General features: G+C 34.5%; 11 protein-coding genes. All 11 read left to right on the top strand.

Translation table 11 applies throughout. The annotated features are described in order from the left end of the window. Window positions 1–65: 65 nt before the first annotated feature. The 11 genes from P8V03_RS02225 (at window position 66) to cutC (ending at window position 12,171) form a co-directional block, all read left to right on the top strand. The gene (locus P8V03_RS02225; protein ID WP_318796600.1) at window positions 66–569 is read left to right on the top strand and encodes a CarD family transcriptional regulator; all 504 of its coding nucleotides are present in this window, start codon (window positions 66–68) and stop codon (window positions 567–569) included. A gap of 40 nt (window positions 570–609) precedes the next feature. Next, on the top strand, window positions 610–1,656 hold the full coding sequence (gene recA, locus P8V03_RS02220; RefSeq protein ID WP_318796599.1) for a recombinase RecA: 1,047 nt from the start codon (window positions 610–612) through the stop codon (window positions 1,654–1,656). A gap of 271 nt (window positions 1,657–1,927) precedes the next feature. Continuing rightward, window positions 1,928–3,070: a 1-propanol dehydrogenase PduQ gene (locus P8V03_RS02215; protein ID WP_261671936.1), complete on the top strand. Its 1,143-nt coding sequence runs from the start codon at window positions 1,928–1,930 to the stop codon at window positions 3,068–3,070. Between the two features lie 94 nt (window positions 3,071–3,164). Then, on the top strand, window positions 3,165–3,989 hold the full coding sequence (locus P8V03_RS02210; RefSeq protein ID WP_261671935.1) for a MerR family transcriptional regulator: 825 nt from the start codon (window positions 3,165–3,167) through the stop codon (window positions 3,987–3,989). Between the two features lie 559 nt (window positions 3,990–4,548). Continuing rightward, the gene (locus tag P8V03_RS02205; RefSeq protein ID WP_261671934.1) at window positions 4,549–5,658 is read left to right on the top strand and encodes a hypothetical protein; all 1,110 of its coding nucleotides are present in this window, start codon (window positions 4,549–4,551) and stop codon (window positions 5,656–5,658) included. Window positions 5,659–5,789: 131 nt separating this feature from the next. Then, window positions 5,790–6,905, top strand: coding sequence for a hypothetical protein (locus P8V03_RS02200; RefSeq protein ID WP_261671933.1), 1,116 nt, complete (start codon window positions 5,790–5,792; stop codon window positions 6,903–6,905). After that, window positions 6,892–7,158, top strand: coding sequence for a hypothetical protein (locus tag P8V03_RS02195; RefSeq protein WP_318796598.1), 267 nt, complete (start codon window positions 6,892–6,894; stop codon window positions 7,156–7,158). The genes P8V03_RS02200 and P8V03_RS02195 overlap by 14 nt, the downstream gene beginning before the upstream one ends. Before the next feature lie 288 nt (window positions 7,159–7,446). Then, window positions 7,447–7,743, top strand: a complete 297-nt coding sequence (locus P8V03_RS02190) for a BMC domain-containing protein (protein WP_261671931.1) — start codon at window positions 7,447–7,449, stop codon at window positions 7,741–7,743. Between the two features lie 24 nt (window positions 7,744–7,767). Next, window positions 7,768–8,076: a BMC domain-containing protein gene (locus P8V03_RS02185; RefSeq protein WP_261671930.1), complete on the top strand. Its 309-nt coding sequence runs from the start codon at window positions 7,768–7,770 to the stop codon at window positions 8,074–8,076. Window positions 8,077–8,112: 36 nt separating this feature from the next. Continuing rightward, window positions 8,113–9,582 carry an aldehyde dehydrogenase family protein gene (locus P8V03_RS02180; RefSeq protein WP_318796597.1) on the top strand — a complete coding sequence of 490 codons (1,470 nt, stop codon included), beginning with the start codon at window positions 8,113–8,115 and terminating at the stop codon, window positions 9,580–9,582. A 48-nt stretch (window positions 9,583–9,630) separates the two neighbouring features. Then, entirely contained in the window at window positions 9,631–12,171 is a 2,541-nt protein-coding gene (cutC, locus tag P8V03_RS02175; protein WP_318796596.1) for a choline trimethylamine-lyase, read from the top strand. Window positions 12,172–12,335: the final 164 nt, after the last annotated feature.

Below are 12,335 nucleotides of genomic sequence, written 5' to 3'. Positions count from 1 at the left end.
TTGAATGGAACAACAATCTTTTTAACTTAGAGTGATAATTTTAGCAAAGGAGCAAATGAATTGAAATGTTTAATATTGGAGACTTAGTAATATATTCAGGACAGGGAATTTGCTGTATAGACGATATTTGTGAAAAGACATATTGGGATGTTACGAAAGACTACTATGTTTTACATCCTATTGAGAATAGTAAGTTAACAATAAATATACCAGTAGATAATGATAAGGTAGTAATGCTTGGGCTTATTGATAGGAATGAAGCGGAAGAAATTATAAATTCTTTTAGGCTGCCAGGTATAAGTTGGATAGAGATATACAATCAACGTACTCAAAAGTATCTTGAAATTGTAAAAAAGGGAGATCGCAAGGAAATTTCTAAGATAATTAATACCTTAATGAGAGAAAAGTATAGAGCTGAACTTAGAGGGGCTAAATTCTATAAACAGGATGACGCACTTTTAGAGTTTACTCAAAATACATTGTTTAAGGAATTGGCAATGTCATTGAATACTACTTATGAAGCAATATATGAAAAAGTTAGTAGTTTAATAGCTATAAGCGAAGTATAACAGAGGGTAGTGGAGGAATTTATGAAGGGTGTTGAAATAAATGGACATAAGCAACGATAAAATTATGGCAATAGAATCAGCTATGAATCAGATAGAAAAACAATTTGGAAAAGGTTCTATTATGAAGCTTGGTGCAGCTACAACAATGGATATAGAAGTGATTCCAACAGGGTGTCTTCCCTTAGACATAGCGCTAGGTGTTGGTGGAGTTCCAAAAGGGAGAATAGTAGAAGTATATGGGCCCGAATCTTCAGGTAAAACCACTATTGCACTGCACGTAGTGGCAGAAGCTCAAAAAAGAGGTGGCATAGCAGCGTTTGTTGATGCTGAACATGCCTTAGACCCATCTTATGCAAGAAAACTGGGAGTTAATACGGAAGACTTGGTAGTCAGCCAGCCGGATACAGGGGAACAAGGTTTAGAAATAGCAGAGGCACTTGTAAGATCTAATGCAATAGATATACTTGTTGTTGACTCTGTGGCAGCACTTGTTCCGAGAGCTGAAATTGAAGGAGAGATGGGAGATTCTCATATGGGACTTCAAGCTAGACTAATGTCTCAGGCTTTAAGAAAGCTTACTGCAGCAATTAACAAGTCAAAATGTATTGTAATATTCATAAATCAATTAAGAGAAAAAATAGGTATTATGTTTGGTAACCCCGAGACCACAACTGGTGGTCGTGCTCTCAAGTTTTATTCATCTATAAGACTTGATATAAGAAGGATTGATAGCATAAAAACAGGTGAAAATATTCTTGGAAACAGAGTAAGAATAAAAGTAACAAAAAATAAGGTTGCACCGCCTTTTAAACAGGCTGAATTTGACATAATGTACAATGAAGGAATTTCAAAAGAAGGCAGCTTAATAGATATAGCTGTTACTGAAGGCTTTGTTGAAAAAAGTGGAGCATGGTTTTCATATAAAGGTGATAGACTTGGCCAAGGAAGGGAAAATTCCAAGCTGTTCTTAAAGGAGAATACTGATTTAGCTCTTGAAATAGAAAATTTAATTAGAGAAAAATATAACATGCCATTAATAAAGGATTCAGTAAGGGACGAAGATAAAGATGAAGTACAATTTAGCTGAAATACAAGATAGTTCAAACGGATAATCAGAGTTAACGGAGCAACAAATTAATTAAAATAGTAAAGATATTAAAATTAGAATATAATTTTAAAATTATTCATGTTCTTGAAAAGGATTGTATTATTAATAGGATGTTGATATAATAAATTACGTGTAGTTTATTATAAACTTACATTGATTGTTATAATTATGGGTTAATTTTTATTTTTGAGTTAAAGAGCAACTAATTCATTCATATCTTAAAAATCTTTAAAGGTAGGAGATTATGTATATGAAGGAATTTAGTATTAATACAAAAGTTTATTTTGGAGAAAGCTCTTTGGACAGACTAAGTGAAATTAAAAATAAGAGAGTACTAATTGTATGCGATAAGTTTATGGAGACTTCAGGTATGGCTGCAAAAGTACAAGGAAAACTTGTTGATTGTGAAGTAGCTATATATAGTGATATAGTGCCTGATCCATCTGTAGAAGTTATTGCTAGTGGTATCCAAAAGTTGCAAAGTTGTAATGCTGAAATTATTATAGCTCTTGGTGGAGGCTCATCAATTGATGGAGCTAAGGCAATAAGAGAGTATGCAAAAAAGGTTACTGGAGGAGTTTCCTCTGTAAAAGAGTTCTATGCTATACCTACTACAAGTGGTACAGGTTCAGAAGTAACAGAATATGCAGTAATTACAAACAAGCAAGAAGGGCTAAAGTATGCTCTTGCAGATAAATCTCTTCTTCCAACGGTTGCTATTCTCGATCCGGAATTAGTAAAATCTGTCCCTAAGGCGATAACTGCTGATACAGGAATGGATGTAATAACCCACGCTATGGAGGCTTATGTTTCAAAGAATGCTACTGATTTTTCAGATGCTCTTGCAGAAAAAGCTTTTACCTTAGCTTTCAGGTTTTTACCACAGGCTTATACTGATGGAAGTGACTTAGTAGCAAGAGAAAAACTTCATAATGCGTCCTGCCTTGCTGGTATAGCTTTTAATGCAGCTGGACTCGGAATTACTCATAGTTTGGCTCATGCTGTAGGAGGTAAATTGCATATTCCTCATGGAAGAAGTAATGCTATTATACTTCCTTATGTAATTGAATACAATGCTAATTTAAATAAAGGTGCTTTCAATGTTGAATATGGAGTAGCAGCTAAGAAGTATCAAAGACTTGCTAAGCTATTAAAGTTGCATGCACCAAATGTAAGCATTGGAGTTAACAATCTAATTAAAAGTGTTAAAGAGCTTCAAAAGACATTAATGATTCCAACAACATTAAAGGAACAAGGCGTTGATATGGAGTTAGCCAATGCATGTACAGAAGAAATTATTGGTGCAGCTTGTAAGGATATATGTACAACGGCAAACCCTAGAGAAGCAACAAGTGAAGACTTGTTAAATATTTTAAATAAAGTTTTGGGGTAAAATATTGTATTTTAAACCACTCAATACTGAGTGGTTTTTTGTGATACAACGTTTAAAATGTAGTTTAAAATATAACTGAAAAAGGAGAGTAGCTATGGCTGGTGAGTTATATTCAATAGGGAAAGTTGAAGAAATATGTAAAATAACGAAGAAAGCACTAAGATACTACGATAGAATGAACATACTATCACCAGATAAAGTATGTAATGAAAATGGTTATAGATATTACAGTAAGAAAAATTTATTGTCTGTTCCAGTTATAAGATATTATAAACAGAGTGGTTTCAAATTGGAGGAAATGAGAGCTTTTTTAGAAGGGACAACCTATGAGTTCGTCGATAAAAGATTTAGGAAAAAGATTGATGAATTAGAAGAGCTTGATAGAGAGGTGAATTTAAAAATAAGATCAGTGAAGGACTGGCACGATCTTATAGTTGAAGCACAGATGGTGCTTGAAAATAATGTTTGCGATGTAGCTATAAAGTATATAGATAGCAAAAAATTGATATTCTTAAATCAAGATTTTCAATATGATTATATGGACTCTATAATTAATATAGAATTTAATAATTATGTAGATAGTATAAATAATGCAATAACAGGTCCTGTGATTATAAATTTTCCATCTTATAAGGACAAGATGAATGGAAAGTGCAATAAGATGAAAATAATGCAGCAGACCATTTTAAAGTGTAAAGAAGAAGAAACCCTTGAATATGGTGGTTGGATGGCAGCTTCCTGCTATCATATAGGAGCTCATGAAAATATTGATGAAACATATAAAAAGATACAAGACTGGACTGAAGAACATGGATATATATGCTCGGAAGAATGCTATGAAAGATATGTAACAGATTATTGGACTACTAAAAACACTGATAGGTTTGTAACAGAGGTTATGATTAAAATTAAGAGATAAGAGGCATAAGCGGTAAGTAATCATCTTGAATGATGATTATTTACCGCTTATGTTTTTTTGAATCATATCATGAAAATAAGCTAATTTACTCCATAGAATATGCTTACAACTGCTGAAAAAGTAAGTGTTTTTTAACAAGGTGTGAATTTGAGCTATTATGTGAGTAATCGAAAAACACTGCCCCTAGGGGAAGGTATTGCTAAAAAATATAATTTACATTGTGAAAAAAATGCTAATATTTTTACCCTGAAAAATTAAAAAACTGCCTAATAGATGATTTGTAATCGGTTAAAAAGTTTGTAATATAGCGATAAATGTAGAATTTTAAATTTTATTTGAATTTTCATGTGAAATATATATTGACCTTGCCCTAAAGGGAAGGGGATATAATTTAGGTGAATAAAAAATAACTAATAAGATATAAATGAAAAGTTGTTTAATAATTTAACGATAAAATATCCCAAATCATAACAATCTAAAAACATTCCCATTATGAAGTTTTATTTAAGAACACAATATAAAAAGTTATTAATTGTATAGGGGAAAGGGGTCCTATTTTATGGATAAGGGTTCAAAGGCTATCACCTGGGAAACGACTACTGCAAAAAATAAGTTAAAAACTAATTTTCTTAAGAAAGGTATTTCAATAGCTCTTTTTTCAGGTCTTATGTACGGATTTTACTCAGCGTTTTTAACATTGGGAATGACGAAAGGAATATGGGGCGAATGGTATGGTGCAAATACAGTAGGTTTATCGGCAATTGTTATAACATACGTATTAGGTGCTCTTGGTAGCGCTGTAAACGACACCTGTAGTGCTGTTTGGGCCATGCTTTATGCAGCTTTTAAAGGTAAACTTGGAGATTTCTTTAGATGTCTTAAAACTAAGCCTGGCACTGTAATGATATTTGCGGCTCTTATAGGAGGACCTATTTCAAGTACAGCTTATGTGGTAGCTTTACAAATGGCAGGCTCAATTGTTATTCCAATTACTGCTCTTTGTCCTGCTATTGGTGCTATTTTAGGAAGAATATTATTTAAGCAAAAATTAAACAAACGTATGATGTTTGGTATTGGTATTTGTGTTTTATCTAGTTTTATGATCGGAAGTACTAGTATTGGTGGCGATGCTCCAAAAGGAATGTTTCTTGGAATTTGTATTGCTTTTATAGCAGCTCTTGGATGGGGATTTGAAGGTTGTGTAGCAGGATATGGCACATCTATGATTGACTCAGAAATTGGTATTACAATTCGTCAAGCCACATCTGGACTTTCAAATTTATTAATATTAGTGCCTATATTTGGTTTATTACTTGGTGATGGAATTAAATTTTCAACTAATTTAACTATTCAGGCATTTACAAGTGGGCCTGCAATGATATGGTTTGCGTTAAGTGGACTTTGTGCCTTTGTTTCCTACATGAGCTGGTACAACGGTAATAGTATGTGTGGTGCTGCTCTTGGTATGGCATGTAATGGTACTTATTCCTTCTGGGGACCATTCTGCTGCTGGATAGTTCTTGGATTAATAGGTGGTATGGAAGGATGGACTTTACCTACCATAGCTTGGATTGCTGCTTTATTAATGATGATTGGTATTCTCATAATAGCCATGAATCCTATGGATTTATTTAGAAAAAAAGATGTAATAGAAAGTGAACTGGCTTAATTATGAGATTATAAATACTTAAATTCTATTGAATTTAATAAAAAAGCTTGTTACTAATTGGTGAAGCTTTTGGAAATGAGCTTTTTTATTAAAATATATGAACAAAAGATAATCGAAAGGAGATCCATTATATGAAAGAAATTTCAATGTCAGCTAATACTAAAGCAATAGCTGCAAAGAAGAAATTATCAAGTGATTTCTTCAAAAAAGGTGTGTCATTAGCTTTATTTTCAGGACTCACCTATGGGATGTATACAGCGTTATTAACCATGGGTATGACTAAGGGGGTTTGGGGTGACTGGTATGGTGCTAATACAGCAGGTTTATCAGCATTTGTGATAGCATACTTACTTGCAGCACTTGGTAATGCAATAAACGATACCTGTAGTGCTGTTTGGGCAATTTTATACTCAATAGTTAGAGGTAAATTTAGAGATTTTCTAAGATGTATCAACACTGCTCCAGGACGCATTATGATATTGGCAGCTCTTATCGGGGGGCCCGTAGCTGGTACGGCTTATGTTATAGCTCTTCAAATGGCTGGCTCAATAGTTGTTCCAATATCAGCTCTTTGTCCTGCTATTGCTGCAATACTAGGTAAAATCTTATTTAAACAGAAACTAGACAAACGTATGGCTTTTGGTATTGCGGTATGTGTATTTGCTAGTTTCCTAATTGGTAGTACAAGCTTTAACGGTACTGCTTCAACAAAAACAATTATCGGATTCTTTATAGCTATTATCGCAGCTCTTGCATGGGGATTTGAAGGTTGTGTAGCTGGATATGGTACAGCAATGATTGATTATGAAATTGGTATTTGTATTCGTCAAGTAACTTCAGGTATAGCAAATCTATTCATTTTAGTACCAGTTTTCTCAATTATGGCTGGTAAAGTTGGTCTTTCTGTTAACCTTGCAATGCAAGCATTTACAAGTGGACCTGCAATGATTTGGTTCGTACTAAGTGGTCTTTTATCAGTTGTTACATTTATGACATGGTACGCTGGAAACAGTATGTGTGGAGCAGGACTTGGTACTGCATGTAATGGTACATATTCATTCTTTGGTCCGTTATTCTGCTTATTGCTATTAGGAGTATACGGAGGCATGGATGGATGGTCATTACCTTCAGTTGCTTGGATCGGAGCTGTAATAATGATGTTTGGTATCCTTACAATATCTATGAATCCACTTGATTTATTTAGAAGAAAAGATGATATGGGAGGTTCAATGGATGAAGCCGCTTAATTATGCTATTTTAAAATATTTTACTACAGTTAACGAAGCTTCTGCTAATGATGTTATAGAAGCATTAAAAGGAGAATACGGAAGCTTTAAGGCTTTACAAAAGAAGGCTGTAATCAATGCCTTAATGACGGCAGAAGCAAATGGACTTATTGAAGAAACAAGATTTGAATTAGATAGAGATGGTGAGTTAACTGTTTACTATCATGCCCATGAAGATGGGGCTGCTACAATCAATAAATATATTAAAGATTAATTTTTAACATTGCCCATAGGGTAATGTTTGTACAAGACAAATATTCTGTGATGATGGTAGAACAAGGGCATTGTCTTTAATAATATAAGTAAATTTTCTTGGTAAATAGCCTAATTCACAGTGAAAAATATTTAAGAATTTATTGTAATAACATATTGACTCTCCCCTAAAGGGCAAGAGATATAATCAGTATAAAGTAAGTAACAGGGTTATATTAAACAAATATATATAGTACAGTTCTTTGTTTAATTAAAACATATTCGTTTAAATAGGAAGGAGGAAATATATATGAGATACTATGGAAATGAGGCTTTAGGTCTTGTAGAGACAATAGGATTAGTTCCTGCACTTGAGGCTGCAGATAAAATGCTTAAGGCAGCTAACGTTGAACTTATTTCATATGAAAATGTTGGTTCAACCCTTGTAACTATAATGGTAAAAGGTGATGTAGGTGCAGTTAAATCTGCTGTGGAAGCAGGTGCAGAGGCAGCGGCTGCTGTTGGAACATTAACAGCACACAATGTTATGCCACGTCCTATTAGAGAAGTTGGAGATATTGTTTCAGTACATGATATTGATGCATAAATATAGAAAGGAAATGATACAAGTATGGCAAGATATGAAGCTTTAGGATTAATTGAAACTTTCGGGCTAGTTTTTGTTTTAGAAGCAGCAGATGCTATGTGTAAAGCAGCGGATGTTGAACTTATAGGATATGCAAACGTTGCCTCAGGATATATATCTGTATTAGTTCAAGGTGATGTTGGTGCTTGCAAAACAGCAGTAGAAGCTGGTGTTGCAGCAGTTAAAGCAATGGAAGGTGGAAACCTTTATAGTTCAATAGTTATTCCAAGACCACATCAGGATCTTGGAAAAATAATAAAACGTTATTCTATTACAAATCTTGTAACAGAATAAAAGTATTAAATTTTTTCTGAAAAGGGAGAGAGAAAAATGAATATTATAGATAATGATTTACTCTCCATGCAAGAAGCAAGAATTCTTGTTGAAAATGCTCGTGAGGCACAAAAGAAATTAGCAACCTTCCCACAAGAAAAACTTGATGAGATAGTTGAACGTATGGTTGAAGAGATTGAAAAACATTTAAAGGAACTTGCCCAGATGTCTAATGAAGAAACTGAATATGGAAAGTGGGAAGATAAATATATCAAAAACCGCTTTGTATGCAGATATCTAAAAAATAGGCTTAAGGGAATGAGATGTGTAGGTATCATTGATGAAGATAAGCTTGGAAACACAATGGATGTTGGGGTACCAATGGGCGTTATCATAGCCTTTTGTCCATCCACTAGTCCTGTTTCTACAACTATATATAAGGCATTAATTGCAATTAAATCAGGAAATGCAATTATATTTTCTCCTCATCAAAGGGCTAAAAATGCAATTGGCAAAACAATTGATATTTTGATTAGAGCTGCGGAGGGAGTAGGACTTCCAGAAGGTGCCCTTGCATATTTACATACAGTAACTGAAAGTGGTTCGGTGGAGCTTATGAAACATAGAGATACTTCACTGATAATGAACACGGGAGTTCCAGAAATGCTCGATGCAGCCTATAAATCTGGCAAGCCAATAATTTATGGCGGTAATGGAAATGGCCCAGCCTTTATAGAGCGCACAGCGGATATAAAGCAAGCAGTTAGAGATATTATTGATAGCAAGAATTTCGATTATGGAGTTGTATCCAGTGCTGAACAATCAATTGTGGTTGATAGTTGTATTGCAGCTGAAGTAAGAGAAGAACTTCAAAAAAACGGTGCATACTTTATGACAGAAGAAGAAGCTGAAAAATTGGCAGCCACATTCTTGGATAAAGATGGGGGCAAAAATGTAGAGATAATCGGTAAACCACCAAAATTCTTAGCTAAGAATGCTGGTTTTAGTGTTCCAGAAGATACGAAGCTTCTCATCTCCAAGCAAAAGTTTGTTTCACCAAAAAATCCTTATTCAAGAGAAAAGCTCTGTCCAGTGCTAGCCTTTTATATAGAAGACGACTGGATGCACGCTTGTGAAAAATGTATAGAACTATTGCTTAGTGAGAGGCAGGGACATACACTTGTTATACATTCAAAGGATGAGGAAGTTATTCGTCAATTTGCACTAAAAAAACCTGTTGGAAGAGTGCTTGTTAATACTCCAGGAACTTTTGGAAGCATGGGTGCAACTACAAATTTATTTCCATCCATGACATTAGGCAGTGGTTCTGCAGGGGATGGAATGACTTCTGATAACGTTTCACCTATGAACTTAATATATGTACGTAAAGTTGGGTATGGAGTTCGAAATGTAGATGAACTTGTTAAAACAGTAGATCTTGAAGAAGATAAATTAAATTCAAAGGAAATAGATAACATTAAGTTATTAGAGAGTATTTTGAAAAAAGTTATGAGGGATTTAAAATAAAAATCATATTTGAAATATGAAATATATTAAAGAATGAGAGGTAATAAATTGGATATTCGTGAATTTTCAAATAAGTTTATGGAAGCTACTAAAAACATGTCTGACGAAGAACGTGCTGGTTTAATGAAGATGTTTTCTAGTGTTTCTAAAGAAATAGCAAAAGAAGAACCAGCTTGTACACAGGTTGCAGGTGATAACAATGGTCAAATTCCAGATGGAATAACAGAGCGTTTAGTTAAGTTAAAGGAAATTTACTTAAAACACGTTCCAACTATAACAACTCACCGTGCAAGAGCTATTACTAAAATAGCTAAAGAAAACCCTGGTATTCCTAAATCCGTTTTGCGTGGTAAGTGTTTCAAACATTGCTGCGAAACTGCACCACTAGTAATTCAAGATAACGAACTTATCGTTGGAGCACCAAATGGTAAGCCTCGTGCAGGGGCATTTTCTCCTGATATAGCTTGGAGATGGATGGTTGATGAAATTGATACAATAGGAAATCGTCCACAAGACCCATTTTATATCTCAGAAGAAGATAAGAAAATTATGCGTGAGGAATTATTCCCATATTGGCAAGGTAAATCCGTTGATGAATACTGTGAAGACCAGTATCGTGAAGCTGGAGTATGGGAACTTTCAGGAGAATCCTTTGTTTCAGATTGTTCCTACCACGCAGTAAATGGTGGAGGGGACTCTAACCCAGGATATGACGTTATATTAATGAAAAAAGGTATGCTTGATATAAAAAGAGAGGCAGAAGAGAAATTAGCTAATCTTAGTTATGAAAATCCAGAAGATATAGATAGAATTTATTTTTATAAATCATTAATCGATACTGCTGAAGGAGTTATGATATATGCTAAACGTATGTCAGACTATGCAGCTGAGCTTGCTGCAAAGGAAACTAACCCTAAGCGTAAAGCAGAGCTTCTAAAGATTTCTGAAGTAAATGCTAGGGTTCCAGCACATAAGCCAAGTAATTTTTGGGAAGCAATTCAAGCAGTTTGGACTATAGAATCATTACTTGTAGTTGAAGAAAATCAAACAGGTATGTCTATAGGACGTGTTGACCAATACATGTACCCATTCTATAAAGCAGATATTGAAGCTGGACGTATGACTGATTTTGAAGCATTTGAACTAGCAGGCTGTATGCTTATAAAAATGTCTGAAATGATGTGGATAACAAGTGAGGGTGGTTCTAAATTCTTTGCAGGTTATCAGCCATTCGTTAACATGTGTTTAGGTGGTGTTACTAGAGAAGGTCGTGACGCTACAAATGAATTAACTTATCTTTTAATGGATGCAGTTCGTCACGTGAAGATATACCAGCCATCATTAGCATGTCGTATACATAAAGGCTCACCTCAGAAATACCTTAAGAAGATAGTTGAAGTTATTCGTGCAGGTATGGGATTCCCAGCATGTCACTTTGACGATGTTCATATAAAGATGATGTTAGCAAAAGGTGTTTCTATAGAAGATGCAAGAGACTACTGCTTAATGGGATGCGTTGAGCCACAGAAGTCAGGAAGATTATATCAATGGACTTCTACAGGATATACTCAATGGCCTATATGTATAGAACTTGTTCTTAATCATGGGGTACCACTATGGTATGGTAAGCAAGTATGCCCGGACATGGGAGATCTAAGTAAGTTTAAAACTTATGAACAGTTCGAAGCAGCTGTTAAAGAGCAAATTAAATACATTACTAAATGGACAAGTGTTGCTACAGTAATTTCTCAACGTGTTCACAGGGATCTTGCACCAAAGCCACTTATGTCTATGATGTATGAAGGTTGTATGGATAAAGGTAAGGGAGTAGAAGCAGGCGGAGCTATGTATAACTTCGGACCTGGAGTAGTATGGAGTGGTCTTGCTACTTATACAGATTCTATGGCAGCTATAAAGAAATTAGTATTTGATGAGAAAAAATATACATTACAAGAAATGAACGAAGCTTTAAAAGCTGACTTTGTTGGATATGAACAACTAAGAAAAGATTGCTTAGAAGCACCTAAGTATGGTAACGATGATGATTACGCAGATTTAATTGCTGCAGATTTAATCAACTTTACTGAACAAGAGCATCGTAAATATAAAACATTATATTCAGTGCTTAGCCATGGTACTTTATCAATCTCAAATAACACTCCATTTGGACAACTTACTGGAGCTACAGCAAATGGACGTAAAGCATGGACACCTTTATCAGATGGTATAAGTCCAACTCAAGGAGCAGATTATAAAGGACCTACTTCAATAATTAAATCTGTTTCTAAGATGAGTTGTGAAGATATGAATATAGGTATGGTTCATAACTTTAAGCTAATAGCTGGTCTTCTTGATACACCAGAAGGTGAACAAGGAATAATTACACTACTACGTAGTGCATGTGCTCTTCAGCTTGGAGAAATGCAGTTCAACTATCTAGATAACAATACTTTACTTGAAGCACAAAAGCATCCTGAAGAGTATCGTGATTTAATAGTTCGTGTTGCTGGATATAGTGCATTCTTTGTTGAATTATGTAAGGATGTTCAAGATGAAATCATAAGCAGAACTATGCTTACACATTTCTAAGTAGAGAACTCAAATGTTAAGTAGATATCCCAAATCTTTGATTTGGTGATAGTCACTTACACAGAGTGCTGATTTGTAGTGAATCAGTTAAGCAGACGTCCAAAATCTGTGATTTTGTGATGGTCGCTTACTCATTTGACTAAAAGGAGAAGGAGTTTCATCTA

This window comes from Clostridium tanneri, from assembly GCF_033659955.1.
Lineage (GTDB): Bacteria > Bacillota > Clostridia > Clostridiales > Clostridiaceae > Clostridium_AM > Clostridium_AM tanneri.
The sequence above is the reverse complement of the archived record's forward strand: the minus strand, read 5'-3'. Positions and strand labels throughout refer to the sequence as shown.

Coding starts and splice junctions, on each gene's coding strand:
- P8V03_RS02200 (WP_261671933.1), top strand. CDS start 5,790: ATGAAAGAAATTTCAATGTCAGCTAATACTAAAGCAATAGCTGCAAAG.
- P8V03_RS02225 (WP_318796600.1), top strand. CDS start 66: ATGTTTAATATTGGAGACTTAGTAATATATTCAGGACAGGGAATTTGC.
- P8V03_RS02195 (WP_318796598.1), top strand. CDS start 6,892: ATGAAGCCGCTTAATTATGCTATTTTAAAATATTTTACTACAGTTAAC.
- recA (WP_318796599.1), top strand. CDS start 610: ATGGACATAAGCAACGATAAAATTATGGCAATAGAATCAGCTATGAAT.
- P8V03_RS02210 (WP_261671935.1), top strand. CDS start 3,165: ATGGCTGGTGAGTTATATTCAATAGGGAAAGTTGAAGAAATATGTAAA.
- P8V03_RS02215 (WP_261671936.1), top strand. CDS start 1,928: ATGAAGGAATTTAGTATTAATACAAAAGTTTATTTTGGAGAAAGCTCT.
- P8V03_RS02190 (WP_261671931.1), top strand. CDS start 7,447: ATGAGATACTATGGAAATGAGGCTTTAGGTCTTGTAGAGACAATAGGA.
- P8V03_RS02185 (WP_261671930.1), top strand. CDS start 7,768: ATGGCAAGATATGAAGCTTTAGGATTAATTGAAACTTTCGGGCTAGTT.
- P8V03_RS02205 (WP_261671934.1), top strand. CDS start 4,549: ATGGATAAGGGTTCAAAGGCTATCACCTGGGAAACGACTACTGCAAAA.
- P8V03_RS02180 (WP_318796597.1), top strand. CDS start 8,113: ATGAATATTATAGATAATGATTTACTCTCCATGCAAGAAGCAAGAATT.